This window comes from Variovorax sp. RTB1, from assembly GCF_035018765.1.
GTDB lineage: Bacteria > Pseudomonadota > Gammaproteobacteria > Burkholderiales > Burkholderiaceae_C > Variovorax.
In genome coordinates this window covers 24,091-42,584 of sequence record NZ_JASJXG010000042.1, presented here as the reverse complement: position 1 = coordinate 42,584, position 18,494 = coordinate 24,091, and the positions used below count along the sequence as shown (strand labels likewise).

Annotated in this window: 16 protein-coding genes; 7 read left to right on the top strand and 9 right to left on the bottom strand. The window is 63.1% G+C overall.

Annotation, left to right across the window (positions count from 1 at the left end):
- The 5 genes from QN397_RS20880 to QN397_RS20860 all read left to right on the top strand — a co-directional run.
- A partial coding sequence (locus tag QN397_RS20880) for a hypothetical protein (protein ID WP_323501827.1) occupies window positions 1-685 on the top strand: 685 nt, incomplete at its 5' end.
- A 177-nt stretch (window positions 686-862) separates the two neighbouring features.
- Window positions 863-2,131, top strand: coding sequence for an ABC transporter substrate-binding protein (locus tag QN397_RS20875; RefSeq protein ID WP_323496099.1), 1,269 nt, complete (start codon window positions 863-865; stop codon window positions 2,129-2,131).
- A gap of 145 nt (window positions 2,132-2,276) precedes the next feature.
- A complete protein-coding gene (locus QN397_RS20870) occupies window positions 2,277-3,158 on the top strand; it encodes a branched-chain amino acid ABC transporter permease (protein WP_323496100.1) in 882 nt (293 codons plus the stop codon).
- The gene (locus tag QN397_RS20865; RefSeq protein ID WP_409053809.1) at window positions 3,155-4,081 is read left to right on the top strand and encodes a branched-chain amino acid ABC transporter permease; all 927 of its coding nucleotides are present in this window, start codon (window positions 3,155-3,157) and stop codon (window positions 4,079-4,081) included. Before QN397_RS20870 ends, QN397_RS20865 begins: the two co-directional genes overlap by 4 nt.
- Window positions 4,078-5,568 carry an ATP-binding cassette domain-containing protein gene (locus tag QN397_RS20860; protein ID WP_323501826.1) on the top strand — a complete coding sequence of 497 codons (1,491 nt, stop codon included), beginning with the start codon at window positions 4,078-4,080 and terminating at the stop codon, window positions 5,566-5,568. The genes QN397_RS20865 and QN397_RS20860 overlap by 4 nt, the downstream gene beginning before the upstream one ends.
- 24 nt (window positions 5,569-5,592) lie before the next feature.
- Here the strand turns inward: QN397_RS20860 and QN397_RS20855 are convergent, their stop codons facing one another.
- From QN397_RS20855 to QN397_RS20830, 6 genes are all read right to left on the bottom strand, one after another.
- Window positions 5,593-6,651 carry a tartrate dehydrogenase gene (locus tag QN397_RS20855; RefSeq protein ID WP_323501825.1) on the bottom strand — a complete coding sequence of 353 codons (1,059 nt, stop codon included), beginning with the start codon at window positions 6,649-6,651 and terminating at the stop codon, window positions 5,593-5,595.
- Window positions 6,652-6,676: 25 nt separating this feature from the next.
- Window positions 6,677-7,567: an NAD(P)-dependent oxidoreductase gene (locus QN397_RS20850; RefSeq protein WP_323496104.1), complete on the bottom strand. Its 891-nt coding sequence runs from the start codon at window positions 7,565-7,567 to the stop codon at window positions 6,677-6,679.
- Between the two features lie 60 nt (window positions 7,568-7,627).
- A complete protein-coding gene (locus QN397_RS20845; RefSeq protein WP_323501824.1) occupies window positions 7,628-8,287 on the bottom strand; it encodes an aspartate/glutamate racemase family protein in 660 nt (219 codons plus the stop codon).
- A gap of 34 nt (window positions 8,288-8,321) precedes the next feature.
- Window positions 8,322-9,827, bottom strand: coding sequence for a sugar ABC transporter ATP-binding protein (locus QN397_RS20840; RefSeq protein ID WP_323501823.1), 1,506 nt, complete (start codon window positions 9,825-9,827; stop codon window positions 8,322-8,324).
- Between the two features lie 49 nt (window positions 9,828-9,876).
- Entirely contained in the window at window positions 9,877-10,824 is a 948-nt protein-coding gene (locus QN397_RS20835; RefSeq protein ID WP_323496279.1) for a sugar-binding protein, read from the bottom strand.
- 80 nt (window positions 10,825-10,904) lie between these two features.
- Entirely contained in the window at window positions 10,905-11,819 is a 915-nt protein-coding gene (locus QN397_RS20830; protein WP_323496107.1) for an ABC transporter permease, read from the bottom strand.
- 253 nt (window positions 11,820-12,072) lie between these two features.
- Here QN397_RS20830 and QN397_RS20825 point away from each other — a divergent pair, with 253 nt between their 5' ends.
- Window positions 12,073-12,984, top strand: a complete 912-nt coding sequence (locus tag QN397_RS20825) for a LysR family transcriptional regulator (RefSeq protein WP_323496108.1) — start codon at window positions 12,073-12,075, stop codon at window positions 12,982-12,984.
- A gap of 39 nt (window positions 12,985-13,023) precedes the next feature.
- Window positions 13,024-13,878: an SDR family NAD(P)-dependent oxidoreductase gene (locus tag QN397_RS20820; RefSeq protein WP_416352349.1), complete on the top strand. Its 855-nt coding sequence runs from the start codon at window positions 13,024-13,026 to the stop codon at window positions 13,876-13,878.
- 121 nt (window positions 13,879-13,999) lie between these two features.
- Here the strand turns inward: QN397_RS20820 and QN397_RS20815 are convergent, their stop codons facing one another.
- Genes QN397_RS20815 through QN397_RS20805 form a run of 3 tightly spaced genes read right to left on the bottom strand, consistent with a single transcriptional unit; the run spans window position 14,000 to window position 18,486 of the window.
- Entirely contained in the window at window positions 14,000-16,105 is a 2,106-nt protein-coding gene (locus QN397_RS20815; protein ID WP_323501821.1) for a molybdopterin oxidoreductase family protein, read from the bottom strand.
- The gene (locus tag QN397_RS20810; RefSeq protein ID WP_323501820.1) at window positions 16,102-17,232 is read right to left on the bottom strand and encodes an iron-containing alcohol dehydrogenase; all 1,131 of its coding nucleotides are present in this window, start codon (window positions 17,230-17,232) and stop codon (window positions 16,102-16,104) included. Before QN397_RS20810 ends, QN397_RS20815 begins: the two co-directional genes overlap by 4 nt.
- A 12-nt stretch (window positions 17,233-17,244) precedes the next feature.
- Window positions 17,245-18,486 (bottom strand): Zn-dependent hydrolase, encoded by a 1,242-nt coding sequence (locus QN397_RS20805; RefSeq protein ID WP_323501819.1) that lies wholly within the window; start codon window positions 18,484-18,486, stop codon window positions 17,245-17,247.
- Between the last annotated feature and the right edge of the window lie 8 nt (window positions 18,487-18,494).

The following is an 18,494-nucleotide window of genomic DNA, read 5'->3' as shown; positions in this document are numbered from 1 at the left end:
CCGCAACGACGCACGACGCAAGCCGCAGGAAATGCTGGCTTTCATCGGCGTGTATCCCGGCATGGTGGCGCTGGACCTGAGCGCCGCCGGGGGCTACACGACCGAACTCATCGCGCGCGCAACGGGCCCGACCGGCCGTGTCTACGGACAGAGCCCGCCGCGTCCGCCGAGCAGTCGGCCCGCACAACCGGAAGGCGCTACCGGGCCCATGCCAGCAGCCGTTGCAGGCGCCGCGCCGCGGCCATCACCGATGGCGCTGGCCGAACGCGCAAAGAACCCGAATGCGTCCAACATCGTGGCGGTCGTCCGGCCGTTCGATGACCCCGTGCCACCGGAACTCGCATCGAACGGACTGGACCTGGTCACGCTGATGTTCAACTACCACGACTTCGGTCATATGGGCGTCGACCGCGCGGCGGTCAACCGCGCCGTCTTCGCTGCCCTGAAACCCGGCGGCGTCTACGTCATCGCCGACCACGCGGGGCGGCCGGGTACGGGCATTTCAGAAGCGGGCACGCTGCATCGCATCGAGGAGAGCTTCCTGCGCAACGAGGTCGAGCAGGCCGGATTCAGGTTGGCCGCCGAGGGCAACTTCATGCGCAATCCAGCCGACGCACGCGACAGCAACACGCCACCGCCGCCGCAATCCAAGGACGAGTTCGTGCTCAAGTTCGTCAAGCCCTGAAAGGTGCAGAGCCAAGGCGCCACAACGTCTCCTTTCAGAACCCTGTTCCAGGACGTTTCTGCGAGGCGCTAAGGCGACCCGCTCTAAGGGAAAGTCCTTGAGACCGTATGCGGGTAGCGTTGAACAATGGACCCGTTGACCTCGCCAACATCCAAAACAACATCGAAGGCACTTGACATGGCACGACGTACTGCTTTGCTTTATTCACGCGCATTGCGCAACCGCTGGCTTCCGGTCGCGCTCACGCTGTGCGCAACCGGCGGCGCCTCGACGCTGGCGGTGGCGGCCGACACCATCAAGATCGGCGTGATCGCCGAGGCGCAGGCCATTGCCGGCGCGTCCATCCCGCAGGCAGCGCAACTGGCCGCCGACGAGATCAACGCCAAAGGTGGCATCGACGGGCGAAAGATCGAACTCGTCACTTACGACGACCACAGTTCCTCCGCCGATGCGGTGCGTGCGTTCCAGCGCGCGGTGAGCGAAGACAAGGTGGTGGCCGTGATCGGCAGCTACATCAGCGAAGTGGTGCTGGCGCTCGAGCCCTGGGCGGCGCGCCTGAAGACGCCCTTCATCACGCCAGGCGCCGCCTCCAACGAGATCAGCCTGAGCGTGCACAAGGACTACGAGAAGAACAAGTACACCTTCCACGGCTACCTGACCTCGGATGCGCTGGCCAACTCGGTCTGCGATGCCGCCAAGGACGTGCTGGTCGATGGCATGCACATGAAGACGGCAGTGATCATGAGCGAAGACGCAGCGTGGACCAAGCCGCTCGATGTCGCCTACGAGGCCTGTCTGCCGAAGGTCGGGCTGAAGGTGCTCGACCACATCCGCTTCTCCCCGGACACCACCGACTTCACGCCGATCTTCAACAAGATCGAAGGCGTCAAACCGGACGTCATCATCACTGGCATCTCGCATGTGGGGGTTCAGCCGACGGTGCAATGGAAAACGCAGGAGGTGCCGATTCCGATGTTCGGGATCACCTCGCAGGCCTCCAGCAGCACGTTCTGGAACGATACCAACGGGGCGGCCGCGGGCGTTGTTTTGCAGGCGGTGTCGGCACCTGACGCACCGATGACGCCGAAGACGATTCCCTTCGCCGATGCCTTCAAGAAGCGCTTCGGCAACTTCCCTTCGTACGCCGGATACACCTCTTACGACGAGGTCTACTTCATTGCCGATGCCATTCATCGCGCCGGCTCGACCGATGCAGACAAGTTGGTCGCGGCACTCGAAAAAACCGATTGGGAGGGCACGATTGGTCGCGTCCAGTTCTACGGTCAGGCCGATACATTCACCCACTCCATCAAGTACGGCAAGGGCCTGATCACCGGACTGATGTCGCAATGGCAGGACGGCAAGCAGGTCACGGTGTGGCCGAAAGAGCTCGCGAAGGGCAAGCTCAAGTTCCCCGCTTTCGTCAAGCTGAACGCCAGCAACTAGCCGAGGCGATCCCGCCGCCGATGCCGATGCCCGTGCCGGTGCAAAGGCGGGCGGTTCGCAAGCTGGGCGTCACGCGCCTGATTGCACGGTTCGCTATTTTTTCCGCTCATTACCCAGACCAGCCGGTCACGGCGGTCCACGCTCCATGACTGCCCTTCAAATTCTGATAGATGGCTTTGCCATCAGTGCGCTCTATGCCCTAGGCGCGACCGGCTTCACCCTGATCTTCGGTGTCTCCGGCGTACTTAACCTGTCGCACGGCGCGATCATGGTGTCGGCGGCGGTGGCCGCATGGGCGGCCGGGAACGTGCTTCACCTCGACAGCTATGCGGGCGCGCTGGTCGGTCTGGCCACAGCGCTGCTGGCGGCTTTGGCGACCTACTTCCTAATCGTCAAGCCGATCCAGCGCTCCAAGCGGATTGCGACCGAAGAGAAAGAGATCTTCATCCTCACCGCCACCTTGCTGTGGGGAATCATGCTGCAGGAGCTGGTGGCGTATTTCTTCACCAACAACGCCAAGACCGTGATGCCGATCGTCGAAGGCGTGATCTCGATCCTGGGCGTGAGAACACCGAAGAACGAGATCTTCACCGCCATCGTCTGCTGGGGCGTGATCGGCATGCTCTGGCTCTTCGTCAACCGCACGAAGATGGGCAAGGTGGTGCTGGCGGCTTCGATGAATCCACGCGGTGTGACACTGCTGGGCCATGAACTGACGCAGGTGTACATCGTGGTCTGGGCCATCTACGGCCTGCTCGCGGGGATTGCCGGCGTGCTGCTCGGCATGTTCCTCGGCGTCAGCTCGTACAGCGTCGGGCCGCTCACCGCGAGCGCCTTTTCGATCGTGGTGTTGGGCGGCCTGGGCAGCGTGTCCGGCTCGCTCATCGCCGCCTACGTGGTCGGCTATCTCGAAACCATGACGGCCTACCTGATCTCGCCGGCTTACCGCACGGTGCCGGCGCTGCTGCTGCTGATCGTCGTGATGTACATCAAGCCGCAAGGTCTGCTAGGGCGGCGTGCGTCATGAGAGCGCTCGTGACATCGCGCTTCTTCTGGATCACGCTCGGGATCCTGGTGGTCGCCGCCACGTTGCCATGGTACGTGTCGGCCTACATCCTCGGCTTGCTGACGGTCGCCTACTATTTCGGCGTCTTCGCGATGAGCTGGGACCTGCTGTTCGGGTTTGCCGGCGAGGTCAATTTCGGCCCGACCTTTTTGATCGGCGTCGGTGCGTACACGGCCGGCATCCTCAACCACCAGTACGGCCTGTCGGTGTATCTCTGCATCGCTTGCGGTGCCGCCGCTTCCGTGCTGGCTGGCTTCGTGCTGGCGTTGCCGGCGCTGCGTTTGCGCGGGCCCTACTTCGGACTCACGACGCTGGTGGCGGTGCTGATCTTGCAGAACTTCGTGGTCGTCTTTGCCGACCTGACCGGTGGCGAGATCGGCCTCACGATCCCGGACGTGCTGACCATCGACGCCGGTGCCAACTACTGGATCGCGCTGGGCTTCATGGCCGTCAGCGGCGCCATCCTGTATGGGCTGGCGCAATCACCCGTCGGCCTGATCCTGCAGGCCAGCGGCCAAGACCCGGTGCAGGCCGGTGCGTTGGGCTTCAACATCGTCAAGCACAAGCTCGCCGCGTTCATCGTCAGCGCCTTTTTCTCCGGGCTGGCGGGCGCCTTGCTGGTGTTCTACATGGGCACGGCCTCGGTCAGCACGGTGGTCGACGTGGCTGTCGGTGTCCAGGTGATCGTGGCCGCGGTGCTGGGCGGACGCCGCACCGTGCTCGGTGCGGCGCTGGGTGCGGTGTTCCTGATCGTGGCCGGCGAGTTCCTCCGGCCGGCCGGCGAGTTGGCGACCTTCATCGTCTCGGCCGTCGCGCTGTTGGCCATCCTTTTCTTCCCGAACGGCTTCCTGGGTTCCGTGCTGTCGCGAGGCACCCGATCGTGACACGCACTGTGACCGCAGCGGCGCCGCAACCCCTCCTCCAGGTCCGCAAGCTGACCAAGCGCTTTGGCGGCCTGATCGCCGTCAAGGACCTGAGCTTCGACCTCGCGGCCGGCGAAATCCTCGGGCTGATCGGGCCGAACGGGTCGGGCAAATCGACCGCCATGAAAAGCATCATGGGGATCGAGCGCCCGACCGATGGCCAGGTGCTGTTCCATGGCGACAACCTTGCCGGTCTGCCGGCACACAAGATCGCGCGTCGCGGCTTCGGCATGGTGTTCCAGCACTCGCGGCCGCTGAACCGCCAGACCGTGCTCGAGAACATCATGGTGGCGCTGCTCCCCGACAGCCTGCTGAAGGTGTTTGCCGATCGCTCGCTGAAAGAGCGAGCCGAAAAAATCGCCGAGCGGGTCGGCCTCGGTGCCGTGGTCGACCGGCGCCCACCCACGCTGCCCTTCGCCGACCTGCGGCGCCTCGAACTGGCCAAAGCCATCGCGCGCGATCCGCAAGTCGTGCTGGTCGACGAACCGTTTGCCGGCCTGACGCTCGCCGAGGTCGGCGCCTTCTCCGACCTGATCCGCAGCTTTCGCGACGAAGGCCGCGCCGTGCTGCTGGTCGACCACAACGTCAAGAGCGTGTCTTCGCTGGTCGACCGCGTGCTGGCGATGTACCTGGGCGAAGAGATCGTCACCGGTCGTGCAGAGGAGGTGCTGCAGAACGAGACCGTGCGCCGCGTCTACCTCGGCGGCGCGATCGAGACATCGGCCCGCCCGGAGACCAACTTCGCGGACCAGAGGCCGCTGCTGCAGGTCGAGAATCTCAGTGTTTACTACGGCAAGGCGCAGGCACTCGACACCGTGTCAATCCATGTTCACCGGGGCGAATTCGTATCGGTCGTCGGCCTCAACGGTGCGGGCAAGACGACGCTGTTCAATGCGATCTCGGGCTTTGTGCCCTACGCCGGCGAGATCGTTCGCGACGGTGTCAAGCAGCGCGGCCTGACTCCGGCGCGCATCGCCCGCAGCGGCCTGGTGCAATGCCCCGAGACGCGCGAGCTGTTCGGCGAAATGAGCATCCGCGAGAACCTCGACCTCGGCGGCCAGCACCTGCCGGACGTTGAACGGGCTGCACAACTGGCGTGGCTGTTCGAGCTCTTTCCGATCCTGCAGTCGCGCCAGACGCAGATGGCACAAACCCTGAGCGGTGGGGAACAACAGATGCTGGCCATCGGCCGTGCCCTGATGATGAAGCCGGAAATCCTGATCCTCGACGAGCCCACGCTCGGCCTGGCGCCGGTGATCCTGGAGCAGTTGTCCAAGGCGCTCGAAAAACTGCGTCAGACCACACCGATCACCGTGCTGCTGGGTGAGCAGAACGTGACCTTTGCGTTGCCGCATGCCGACCGTGTCTATGTGCTGGAGCACGCGCGCATCGTCTGGGAGGGTGACCCCGCGCGCTTCGCCAAAGAGGCGGGGGCGAACTACCTGTAACGGGCTGCGCGGTCGGCCTGAAGCTCAGGCAGTCAGGGCACGGCACACGGCCGCCGTCACGCTGCGCGTTGTCGCTTGGCCGCCAAGGTCTGGCGTGTGCTCGCCGGTCGCAGTGGTCGCCTCGATGGCATGCATCAGCCGCTGTGCCGCCCTGGCTTCGCCGAGGTGCTCCAGCATCATGACGACCGACCAGAACGTCGCGATCGGATTGGCGATGCCCTTGCCTGTGATGTCGAATGCCGAGCCATGGATAGGTTCGAACATCGAAGGAAACTGTCGTGAAGGATTCAGGTTGGCGGTCGGCCCGATGCCCAGACTGCCCGACAACGCGGACGCCAGGTCCGACAGGATGTCGGCATGCAGGTTGGTGGCCACCATCACGTCGAGCGAGTCCGGCTTCAACACCATGCGGGTGGTCGCCGCGTCCACCAATTCCCGGTCGACCTTGACCGTCGGGTAGTCGCGCGCAACCTCAAAGAAGATCTCGTCCCACATCACCATGCCGAAGCGCTGCGCGTTCGACTTGGTGACCAGCGTCAGATGACGGCGCGGCCGCTGACTCGCCAGCTCGAAAGCGAAGCGGTGGATCCGCTCCACGCCGACGCGCGTGAACACGGCCGTCTCGGTTCCGACTTCGATCGGCAAGCCGCGGTGCGCCCGGCCGCCGTGCCCTGCGTACTCGCCTTCAGAGTTCTCGCGGACGATGACCCAGTCGATGTCGTCGCCTTTGTCCAACGGACTGCTGACGCCGGGCAACAGCCGCGCTGGCCGCACATTGGCGTACTGGTCGAAGGCCTGCACGATCGCAAGTCGCAAGCCCCACAGCGACACATCGTCGGGTACGCGCTGGCTGCCCACCGCACCGAAAAGGATGGCGTCGAAAGTCCGCAGTTGCTCCAGCCCGCCGTCGGGAATGTAGTGACCATGCAGCAGGTAGTTCTCGGAGTTCCAGTCGAAGGCCTGGATCGCCACGCCGAAGCCACCGTCGGTCGCGGCGCACACACGCAGTACCTCCAGGCCGGCCTCGATGACTTCGGGCCCGATACCATCGCCGGGAATAGCTGCCAATCTGTAGTCGTGCATGCAAGGCTCCGTATATCGTGCGAAGTCAGCTGACGTGGCTGCGCCAGTTGTGCTGCTGCTTGAAGCCGAGCAGGCGCTTGATCTTCTCGTTGCTCAAGAGCGTTTCGAACTCGCCCAACTCCTTCTTGAGTGGCACCGTCGGATAGAAACGTTTGAGCAACTCGGCGGTCGGCAGGTCGGAAGAGACATCGTCGGCAGCAACGTTCATTACCTGAAAACCCAGCCCGTCCGTGTCGACGGCCAGACGCGAAGCCGTTGCAAGGTCGCGCGCATCGATATAGCTCCAGGTAATCCGGCGTCGGAACCCGGGATCCTTGAAGTACTCGGGAAATTTTGCGTACTCGACCGGGTCGATCACGTTGCCGATGCGCAGGCAGTAGATGTCCGAGCCGGTGCGCGCATGGAACGCCTTGGCCGTTGCCTCATTGATGACTTTGGACATGGCGTAGCTGTCCATCGGATCAACCGGGTAGTCCTCGTCCAACGGCAGGTACTCGGGCATGCGGTAACTGTCCGCGAAGACAATGCCGTAGGTGGTCTCGCTCGACGCGATGATCACCTTCTTGATGCCGTACTTGGACGCTGCATCCAGCACGTTGTAGGTGCTCATCACATTGATGCGAAAAACCTCGTTGTCCGGGTGCGTCATGATCCGCGGGATCGCCGCGAAATGAATGATCGCATCGATCGGCTCAGGCTTGATCGAGGGGCTGAATTCGTGGCGCACCGTCGTGCTGCACAGCGCGTTGAAGACCTGGCCCGCGTCGGTCAGGTCGGTGATGACGGTGCGTGCCGCCGAGTCCTTGAGCACGGTGCGATCGAGGTTCATCACGCGGTGCCCGTGATCGAGCAGGTCCTTGACGACCCACTTGCCAGCCATGCCGCTGCCGCCTGTCACGATGATATTTTTTGACATGTCGATGCCTTCTTCAGAATGTTGTTGGTCGGTTAAAAAGTAACAAAAGCGGCAGTGGACTCAAACAAGCGTTTCGAGCAAGGCGCGCACCGCCTCCACGCCGCTGCGCGGAGACGACAGCACGGGCACTTTCAGGTCACCGAGCGAGCTGGTCAGTCGCGCCATGGAGGCCTGTGCCAGGACGATGACATCGACCTTGTCCACCAGCGACAGAATCGTCCGCCGTACGACTTCGTCGTGTGCCTCGGTCTTGCCTTCGAGCAAAGCCTGGAAGGCGCCCTCCGCCAACCCCTCGCTGATCTCGATCTGTTGGCCGGTCTCCTCGGCCTTAACCCGGATCAGCCGGATGGTCGGCTCCAGCGTCGTACGGACGGTTGCCACCACACCGATGCGGGGCCCCAGGGCAACGGCGCGTTCGGCCATCCTTTCGTCGATCTTGACGACCGGAATCGAAAGCCCCGCACGCGCAGCCGTGGCCGCTTCCCCTACCGATGAACAGGCATTGAGGATGGCGACTGCGCCCATCTTCTGCCCCTCCTGCATGTAGGTGAGGATGCGGCCGGCAACCGCCTCGGTCAGATGACCTGCTGCGATCACGTCGTTCAGCAGGCTGTCGTCGACGATATTGATCACACGCACGTCGGGCAACAGTTCCTGAAACTGCTGTTTGATCGGTTGCACGGTTGCGGGTCCGGTGTGGACGACTGCGACGGTTTTCATGGTTCAACTTTCAAATGGATTGCAAAGAAAATATTCAAGCTGCGGCGGCTTCCATCACCGAAGTTTGCGATGCGTTTTCACGACTCAACTCTGCGACGATGCGGCCTTCCCGCACGACGGTCACACGATCGCTGATCGCCAGTACTTCGGGCAAGTCGGAGGACACGACGATGATCGCCATCCCGCGGCTGGCGAGCTCCTGAAGGAGCTTGTGGACATCGGCTTTCGCGGCAATGTCGATGCCGCGCGTCGGTTCGTCGACGATGAGGACTTTGGGCGAGCGAGCAACCCATTTCGCGATCACGATTTTTTGCTGGTTACCTCCGCTGAGCTTGTCGGATCTCTGTTCGACGGTCGGAGTTTTTATGCCGAGCCGGCGCACGAAAGTCTGACAACCCAGCGCTTCGGCAAGACGATCGATAAAACTCAGCTTCGTATAGCTTTCCAGGTGGGTCAGGCTGAAGTTCTCGCGCACTGTCATACCGAGCACCAGTCCATCTTTTTTGCGGTCTTCGGTGACAAAGCCAATACCGTTGTCGATCGCGTCGCGTGGACTCCGGATAACCACAACCTGGCCCCCGATGGCCACCGAGCCGCGATGCGGACGAAGGCCGAAAACCATTTCCATCATCTCGGTGCGCCCTGCACCAATCAATCCGAAGAACCCCAGGATTTCGCCCTCATGAACCCGAAAGCTGTTGCCCCCGACCGCACCCGACTGGGTAAGCCGGTGATTCAGGTCCAGGCCTTTGACTTCGAGCGCCACTGTCCGAGTGGCATGACACTCGTACTCGCCGTAGAGGTCGCTGTGTTCGCGGTCGACCATCATTCGCACCAGTCGGGTGCGATCGATATCGCCGACGGCGAGGGTGCCGACACTTTGCCCGTCGCGCAGCACTGCAACGCGGTCTGCAATGTCGAAGATCTCTTCAAGCCGGTGCGTGATGTAGATGACGCCGATACCGTCGGCCTTGAGCTTTCGAATCGTCGCCTTCAGGGCCATGGCCTCATGGTGACTGAGGGAGGCGGTCGGCTCGTCCATGATGACTATCTTGGAGCGATTCGAAATCGCCTTGGCGATTTCCACCATTTGCTTCTGGCCGACGCTGAGTCGACCTACGCGGGTGGTGGGATCGAGCGTGATGCCCAGCGTATCGAGCAGGCCGCGTGCCGCCGCGTTCATGCTGCGCCTGTCGAGAAAACCAAGCCGGTTGGTTATTTCTTTGCTCAGGAAGATGTTCTCTGCAATCGTCAGGTTGTCGACGACGGACAGCTCCTGGTAAATGATGCACACGCCGAGGTCCCGGGCGTGAGCCGTGCCGGTGAGCTGCGGCACGCGCTTGCCGTCGATCCAGATCTCTCCGCCTTCGTCCGGCTGGTAGACGCCGGTCATGATCTTCATCAAGGTGCTTTTGCCAGCGCCGTTCTCGCCAGCGATAGCCAAGACCTCTCCACAGGCCACATCGAGGCTGACCTGACTCAAAGCCTTCACTCCCGTGAAGGTCTTCGATATATTTTTGACCTGCAGAAAAGATGCCACGCGCGACTCCGGAAGACAAAGGCCCGCGTCGGGCCCCTGTCGACGCTGGTTACTTGGTGTAAGACCCAAGGTTCTGACTCGTCACGACGTTGACGCCGGTGTCAACGTTGGACGAAGTCGTTTCCTTCCCGCTGATCTGATCGACCAGATGTTCGACCGACAGCTTGCCCATGGTGACCGGACGCTGGACCATGATTCCCTGGATGTAGCCCTCCTTCACACCCTTGATGGTGTCCGGCAGATCATCAAACGCAAAGACTTTGACCGTGTTCTTTTTGGCGGCGAACTCCTTGGTCGCCATGACTTTGGAGACTGCCGGACCACCGACCTGGCTGACACCGAAGATTCCCTTGAGCGCAGGATGGGCGCGCATGATCGATTCGGTCGTGGCGACAGCCTTTGCCAGATCGTCTTCGGTGCCTTCGGTGGCGACGATCTTGATCTTCGGATACTTGCCTAGCGCCGATTTGATTCCTGCAATGCGCTCGTTCAGGTTCACCGCACCGAGTTGACCCGTCACCACAGCGACTTCCCCTTCGCCATCGAGTGCCTTGGCCATCGACTCACCCATCGTCTCACCCGCTGCGGTATTGATGGTGCCGATATACATCGACCGTCCGCTGTTAGGAGAGTCCGAATCGAAGGTGACGACCTTGATGCCACTCGCAATGGCCTTCTTGATGGCAGCTTCGACCGACTTCGGCTCATTCACCGAGATGGCAATGCCATCGACCTTCTTGGCTATCAAATCTTCAAGGATTCGCACTTGGGTCGAGCCCTGCGTGTTTTGCGGCACTACCCACTGGTACTGAACACCCAGCGCTGCGGCCGCTGCCTTGGCGCCGGTATTGCAATCATCGAAGAAGGGTACCGCCACCTTGGGGATCACGGCGATCTGCAGATCCTTCAGGTCCTTTGCGAATGCGCTGGTCTGAGATGCCAGCGACAGGGGCAAGGCAAGAACGGCAACTTGAATTAGCGAAAGAATTTTTTTCATGATGTCTCGTAGTTTTTGAGTTTGAAGATTCGGGCTGGTTACCTTGCGGCCCAAAGTGGGCCTCTGTTTGATCGGCGGGGTTAGTTCTCCTTTGCTCCATGGCGCCAAACATCGATGCTCACGGCGATGAGGATGACCGCTCCAGTGATGGCCTGTTGCGCATAGGTATTGATGTTCATCAGCACTACGCCATTTGCAATGATTCCAGTGAGGGCGGCGCCAATGACGGTGCCCTGCACGCTGCCCACGCCGCCCGCGAGGCTGGCGCCGCCGATCGCAGCGGCGGCAATCACGTCGAGTTCGACGCCGAAGCCAGAGGCCGGCTCGGCCGACAGAAAGCGAGAGAACGCGACGATGCCAGCCAGGGAAGAGATGGCTCCGGACAGCGTGTACACGATGAGCTTGGTGCGGGCGGTGTTCACGCCGCTGATCCAGGCGGCATGCTCGTTGCCGCCGGTCGCATAAACGTGCCGGCCGAAGGTCGTATAGGACATGACCACGGAGAAAACGATCGCCAGCACGACCATGATCACCACAGGTGCCGGCACGCTGCCAAGGTAACCCTGTCCGATCTGGTTGAATATCTCCGGAGTCTCGGGCGTAACGGGAACACCCTTGGTGACGATGTACATCAGGCCGCGTCCGATACTCAACGTGCCCAGCGTCGCGATGAAGGGCGGCAAGCGCCCAACAGTCACCAGCAAGCCATTCGTCATTCCGAACGCCACTCCGACACCCAGCCCGCACGCCACACTGACGACAGTCGAAAAGCCGTGCTGAAAAGCCAGAGCGGTGACCAGACCCGCAAGTCCCATTACCGAGCCGACCGAAAGATCGATGCCCCCGGTGATGATGACCATCACCATGCCGATCGACATGATCGCGGTTGTCGAAAATGAGCGGAAGACGCCCATGAGGTTGTCGCTCGTCAGAAAGTACGGCGTCGCCATCGCAATGCCCGCACTGACCAGCACCAAGGCTATCAGCACGCTCATTTCACGGGCGCGTGTGAGACTCAGCAACGCCCGCCCTATCGCAGGCAGCGTCCACCGGCTCGGCGGGTTCAATCCAGCTTCCACTTTGTCTCCTGGCATTGCTCTTATGGCTGAAGGGACGGGCGGGGCTCCGCATCGTTCTCCTCCACTCGCAATGCAGATCGCGAGCAGTGCAATGTAGGGTCATCGGTACGGCGCTACGCTCCCGTGAAAGCAATCCTTTGTTAACTTCAAGTCAAGAATGCAGGCAACCATGCTGACGGATATCCAGCCCGGCGATCTGGGGTTTTTTTCGACTCTCGCCGCTTCGGGGAGCCTCACGGCAGCAGCGCGCGAGCTGGGAATTTCACCGCCGGCGGTGAGCAAACGACTTTCCCAGATGGAAGCTCGGCTCGGCGTGGCACTGGTCACCCGGACCACGCGGCGAATGAGCATGACTCCAGAGGGAGAAATTTACCTGGAGCACGCGCGCCGCATCCTCGGAGAAATCGATGAACTGAAGCAGTTGCTCGGTAGTGCCAAGGTGACGCCCAAGGGGCTGCTGCGCGTCAATGCGACCCTGGGCTTCGGTCGCTGCGAGGTGGCGCCGATCATTTCAAAATTTGCACGCAAGTACCCGTTGGTCGAGGTACAACTCCAGCTCTCGGTCAATCCACCGCTGATAACCGACGACGTCTTCGACGTGTGCGTGCGCTTTGGCGAGCCGCCCGACTCGCGCGTCATCGCCCGCCGCCTCGCCAACAACCGGCGCCTCCTGTGCGCAGCGCCCAGTTACATCGCGCGCCACGGACAACCCAAGACTCCACAGCAACTGACCACCCACAATTGCATCGGTATCCGGCAAGGCGATGAAGCCCATGGCGTCTGGCGACTCAGCAGTGGCCGAGGTGAAAGCCGTCGAACCGAGTCGATCAAAGTACGCGGAAACCTGGTGACCAATGACGGAGAGATTGCCGTTAATTGGGCGCTCGAGGGGCATGGCATCCTGATGCGCGCACAGTGGGACGTCGCCCGGCACCTGCGCAGTGGTCGCCTGGTGGAGATCCTGCCGACCTTCGAGACGCCGGACGCGGATATCTTTGCTGTGTATCCGCAACGGCATCAACATTCCCCGAGGGTGCTGGCCTTCGTGGAGTTTCTGGCCCAGTCGCTTTCTGCGCGCTGAGGTGCCTTTTTTCAACAAAACTGATCAATGGACTCATTCATGACACACCCAGCACTTACACCCGGTTCCGTCGCCGTGGTCACGGGCGCCGCCGCCGGCATTGGCTTTGCGGCCGCGCTACGTTTTGCCAAGTTGGGGCTCAATGTGTGCCTCGCGGACATTGACGTCGACCAACTTTCACGCGCTGCGGAACAAGTCGGCGCAGTGGCTTCCGGCGGTCGAAGCCAAGTCATTTATCAGCAAACCGACGTATCCAAAGTCGAAGACCTGCAGCGGCTGGAGCAAGTGGTGAGGGACCGCTTCGGCGGCACGGATGTCTTGATGAACAACGCCGGTATCCAGCCGGGCAGCACTGTCTTCGGGCCTGTCGAAAACTGGCACCGGGTGCTCGGCGTGAATCTGTGGGGTGTGGTTCATGGGGTGCAGACGTTCGTGCCTTCGATGATCCGGCGCGGCCGACCTGGTTGCGTGATCAACACCGGCTCCAAGCAAGGCATCACGACCCCGCCGGGCGACCCGGCATACAACGTGTCCAAGGTTGGCGTCAAAGCCTGCACTGAAGCGCTGCAGCACGAATTGAGAAATACGTCGAACTGCCAAATCAGCGCGCACTTGCTGATTCCGGGATTCGTGTTTACCCAACTCACTGCACAAGGTCGAGCCGAAAGGCCTGCCGCCGCATGGACACCCGAGCAGACTGTGGACTTCATGATGGAACGATTGGAAGCCGGAGACTTCTACATCCTGTGCCCGGACAATGACGTGCCGCGGTCGCTCGACGAGAAGCGCATCCTGTGGGCAGCCGGCGATATCGTCGAAAACAGGCCACCTTTGTCCCGTTGGCTTCCCGAGTACCAAGAGGCATTCCAAAGCTTCCGTCGCGCATTGGAGTGAGCCGGCTCCGGTTCAACCGGCCCTATGGGCTCTACCGGCTCCAGACTTCGCTCCCATGCCGCCAGCGTGAAGCCGGCCGCCAAGCCGTCGGACTTTGTACTGGTTGGGAGCCCGATGGTCGCTAGTGGAAATGCAGTGCTATCTCCACCGCAGTGTCGTAATAGGTAGCGCCGCGGCCGATATCGGTCAGCCCGTCGGAGGTCACGGCGTTCGAGTTTTCCCCGTCCGCCGACTTTTTCTGCCACCAGATCGAAGGTGCCACAAGAACACCGGGGCGCACTTTGGTGTTAACTCGCGCATTCACGGTGAAGGCGCCACGCTGGTTGAAAACTCGCACACGGGCGCCATCCGAAATTCCTCGTGCGGCAGCATCGTCCGCATGAATCTCCACCCACGGATCACCCACCTCTTTCACCAGCGACTTGATCGACGAGAAGCTTGAGTTCAAATAATGCCGTGCAGGCGGTGTGAGCAACATCAACGGAAATTGCTTTGCAAGCTCGGGGTTTCCCAATGACGACTCTCGCGGCGGAATGAACTCCGGCACGGCGCTCCATCCCTGTTTCGCCGCGGAGGCACTCTCGAACTCGCACTTGCCCGAAGGCGTCGGGAAGTTGCCGTTAGCAAACGGCGCATAGCGCTCCGCCACGTCCAGCCGCTGCCAGCCATTGCGCTTCAGCGCATCGAAATCCAGCGTCGCATTGACGGGCGCTGTCATGTCGTGAGCCTGTCGCGCGACCTCTTCATCGCTTTGCTTGAAGCAGTCGTCGTCGTAGCCCATGCGCACGGCCAGCCGACGAAACAGCTCGGCATTGGAGCAAGCCTCGCCCAGCGGCGCGATGGCCTGCTGGTTGAGCATGGTGTAGAGCGTGCCGTAAGGCCGATGCACATCGAACTGCTCCAGCTGCGTCGTGGCGGGCAGCACGATGTCGGCGTAGTCGCAGGTGTCGGTCAAAAAGATTTCGTGCACGACGGTGAACAGGTCGTGCCGCAGGAAGCCCTGGCGCAGCAGCGTGTTGTTGGGCGCGACCGCCATCGGGTTCGAGGCGTAGACGAACATCGCCTGGATCGGCGGGTCATTCAACTCGTTGAGGGCGCGGCCTATCTGCGCCATGTTGACGCTGCGTGGCGGATGCGCCGGGTCGGGCAACAAGTGCCGGCCATCGAGCGCAGCCAGGTCGATCGCGTGCGCCCCTGCGTTGTCGAGCAACACGCCGCCGGCGGCTTCGCGCCAAGCGCCGGTGAGCGCCGGCAGGCAGGCAATGGCGCGCACCGCGTTGCCGCCGCCGGCATGGCGTTGCAGGCCGAAGTTGACGCGGATGGCGCTGGCCCGCTCGGCGCCGTATGCGCGCGCCAATTGCTCGATGTCATCGGCACTCAGGCCGGTGATGCCGGCAACCACCTCGGGCGTGAACGTGCCTGCACGTTGTGCCAGCGCCTCGAAGCCGAGCGTGAAGCTGTCGATGTAGTCGCGGTCGATCAGCCCGTCGCGAATCAGCACATGCATGATGCCAAAGGCCAGAGCGCCGTCAGTGCCGGGCAGCGGCGCCAGGTGCCAGTCGGCCTTTTCCGCCGACTGCGAGCGGTAAGGATCGATCGCGATCACGCGCGCACCCTTGCGGCGGGCTTCCGAGATGCGCGTCCACAGATGCAGGTTCGACGTGATCGGGTTGGTGCCCCACAGGATGATCAGTCGCGACTCGGCGAAGTGCGTGATGTCGGTGCCAATCTGCGCACCGATCACGGTGTTGTAGCCCATGCGGCCCGCGGTTGCGCACAGCACGCGCTCGGGTTGCGAAGCGCCCAGCTTGTGGAAGAAACGCCGCGGCATGCCGAAGTTGTGCACCAGCCCGAGCGTGCCCGAATACGCGTACGGCATGACGCCCTGCGCGTCGACTGCGGCGATCGCTTTCAGCTTTGCCGAAACGATGTCGAGCGCCTCGTCCCAGCCGATGCGCTCGAAGCTGCCCTGCCCCGGCCCCTTGCCGCCGACGCGGCGCATCGGGTGCAGCACGCGGTCGGGGCTGTAGGTGCGCTCGAGGTATCGCGCGACCTTGGTGCACAGCACGCCTTGCGTGGTCGGGTGATCCGGATCGCCCCGCACCTTGGTCGCAACGCCATCCTTCACCGTGATCAGCATGGCGCAGGTGTCCGGGCAATCGTGCGGGCAGGTGCCATGGACGATGCGTTCGGCAACCGTGTCGGCAGCCGCGATGTCGGTGCTCATTGGTAGGCTTCCGTGAACAGGGTCGCCAGGTTTTCGCGCGTCAGCGGACGCGGGTTGGTCGGTGTCGAATGGTCGGCCAGTGCACCGTCGACGATGTGTTCGAGCACATCGGGCGGCACGCCCATGGCGCGCAGGCTCGTCGGCAGTCCGAGTCGCAGGTTGAGCGCCTGCACCGCATCGGCCAGATCGACACCTTCGTCAAGCCCGAAGGCCGTGCGCAACCGTGCGTACTTGTCGCCCACGTGGTCCACGTTGAAGCGCAACACGGCCGGCAGGATGACCGCATTGACGGTGCCGTGGTGCAACGACGGCGAGGTCAGCGCGCCCAGCGGGTGCGCCAGCGCATGCACCGCGCCCAGACCCTTTTGAAAGGCCAGTCCGCCCTGGATGCCGGCCATCATCATCTCCCAGCGCGCCTGCCGGTCGTCCGGGTGCGTCACGGCACGTTCGATCCAGCGCCAGGCGCGTGCCGCGCCGTCGAGCGCGATGGCCTCGGCGGGCGGATTGATGCGGGGCGAAAGAAAGGTCTCGATGCAGTGCGTGAAGGCGTCCATGCCGGTGCCCGCCGTCAGCGCAGCCGGCATGCCGAGCGTCAGGTCCGGATCGCACAGCGCGCGCCGGGGCAACAGATGCGGGCTGACGAACACCAGCTTGCGGCCGTCGCGCAGCCGGATCAGCGCACCTCGGCCGACCTCACTGCCGGTGCCGGCGGTCGTGGGCACGGCGACGATCGAGGCAGCTTGCGCGCCTATCAGCGGCATCGCCGCCATGCCGGCATAACGCGCGAACGGCCCTTCGTGCGTTGCCATCAATGCCACGCCCTTGGCCAGGTCGATCGGCGAGCCGCCGCCGATGGCGACCAACCCGTCGCAGCGCTGCGCGCGGTACTGCACGGTAGCCGCTTCCACCGCCTCTTCGGTGGGATTGGGCGGCGTTCCGGTGAACACCGAGACGCCATCTGGCGACGGCAGCAGCGCAAGGATGCGCGCGACGATGCCGGTCTGCACGATGCCCACATCGGTGACCAGCAGGGGTCGACTGATGCCGAGTTCAGCGAGCACGCCGGGCAGCAGCGCAACCGCGCCGGCCTCGAACTCGAGATGCGTCAGATAGTGAATGGCGGCCATGGGTCGTGCGGCTCAGGCAGCCGCGTGCAGCATGGCGTCGAGCAGCACGTTGCAACCGGCAGTCAGGTGCTCGGGCTTGGCGTCCTCGATCTCGTTGTGCGAGATGCCGTCCTTGCACGGCACGAAGATCATCGCCACCGGCAGCTGGCTGGCGACGTACACCGCGTCGTGGCCGGCGCCGCTCACTACGTCCATGCAGCTGTAACCGCGCGTCTGCGCGCCCTGGCGCACGCCTTCGACCAGATGCGGTGCGAAGGCGGTCGGCGGGAAGTACACGACCTGTTCGATGTCGACCTGGGTCCGGGTCGCGGCAGCCACTTCGGCACAGGCTGCGCGGATCTCGGCGTCCATCTTGGACAGCGTTTCGTCGTCGATGTTGCGCAGGTCGGCAGTGAACTTCACGCGGCCCGGAATCACGTTGCGCGAGCTCGGGAACACGTCGACCGTGCCGACCGTGCCGCGACCGTGCGGCGCGTGGCGCAGCGCGACGGCTACGGTCTCCTGCATCAGCCGGGTAGCGGCCTGCAGCGCGTCGCGGCGCAACGCCATCGGCGTCGGGCCGGCGTGCGCCTCCTGGCCGGTCACCGTGATGTCGTACCAGCGCTGGCCGAGCGCACCGGTCACGGCGCCGATCACGATGGCGGCGTCTTCCAGCACCGGGCCCTGTTCGATGTGCGCTTCGAAATACGCCGCGAAGAGCGGTGCGCCGGCCGAGACGGCGGCTGCCGTGTCGCCTGCGTAGCCGATGGCCTTGAGCGCGGTCTCGACGCTGATGCCCTCGCGGTCGACCGCAGCCAGCGCGGTGGCGAGCGTGAAGGCGCCGGCATACACGCCCGAGCCCATCATCACGGGCACGAAGCGCGAGCCTTCCTCGTTGGTCCAGATCGCCATCTCGAGCGGGAGGCGCGTCTGGATGTCGTGGTCGTTCAGCGTGCGGAACACTTCCAGCACAGCCAGCACACCGTAGTTGCCGTCGAACTTGCCGCCGGTCGGCTGCGTGTCGATGTGGCTGCCCGAGGCCACCGCCGGTGCGTCGTTCTCGCGACCGAAACGGCGCGCGAAGATGTTGCCGATCTGGTCGATGCGAATGGTGCAGCCGGCCTCACGAGCCCAGCCGATGACCTTGTCGCGGCCTTGCCTGTCCAGGTCGGTGAGGGCCACGCGACAGACGCCGCCGGCCGGTGTGGCGCCGATGGCGGCCAGTTCCATCAGGCTGGCCCAGAGGCGGTCGCCGTTGATCGATAGCGTGCTCATGTGGTTCA

Coding starts and splice junctions, on each gene's coding strand:
- QN397_RS20810 (WP_323501820.1), bottom strand. CDS start 17,232: ATGGCCGCCATTCACTATCTGACGCATCTCGAGTTCGAGGCCGGCGCG.
- QN397_RS20820 (WP_416352349.1), top strand. CDS start 13,024: ATGACACACCCAGCACTTACACCCGGTTCCGTCGCCGTGGTCACGGGC.
- QN397_RS20805 (WP_323501819.1), bottom strand. CDS start 18,486: ATGAGCACGCTATCGATCAACGGCGACCGCCTCTGGGCCAGCCTGATG.
- QN397_RS20850 (WP_323496104.1), bottom strand. CDS start 7,567: ATGTCAAAAAATATCATCGTGACAGGCGGCAGCGGCATGGCTGGCAAG.
- QN397_RS20815 (WP_323501821.1), bottom strand. CDS start 16,105: ATGAGCACCGACATCGCGGCTGCCGACACGGTTGCCGAACGCATCGTC.
- QN397_RS20835 (WP_323496279.1), bottom strand. CDS start 10,824: ATGAAAAAAATTCTTTCGCTAATTCAAGTTGCCGTTCTTGCCTTGCCC.
- QN397_RS20845 (WP_323501824.1), bottom strand. CDS start 8,287: ATGAAAACCGTCGCAGTCGTCCACACCGGACCCGCAACCGTGCAACCG.
- QN397_RS20870 (WP_323496100.1), top strand. CDS start 2,277: ATGACTGCCCTTCAAATTCTGATAGATGGCTTTGCCATCAGTGCGCTC.
- QN397_RS20830 (WP_323496107.1), bottom strand. CDS start 11,819: ATGAGCGTGCTGATAGCCTTGGTGCTGGTCAGTGCGGGCATTGCGATG.
- QN397_RS20855 (WP_323501825.1), bottom strand. CDS start 6,651: ATGCACGACTACAGATTGGCAGCTATTCCCGGCGATGGTATCGGGCCC.
- QN397_RS20865 (WP_409053809.1), top strand. CDS start 3,155: ATGAGAGCGCTCGTGACATCGCGCTTCTTCTGGATCACGCTCGGGATC.
- QN397_RS20825 (WP_323496108.1), top strand. CDS start 12,073: ATGCTGACGGATATCCAGCCCGGCGATCTGGGGTTTTTTTCGACTCTC.
- QN397_RS20875 (WP_323496099.1), top strand. CDS start 863: ATGGCACGACGTACTGCTTTGCTTTATTCACGCGCATTGCGCAACCGC.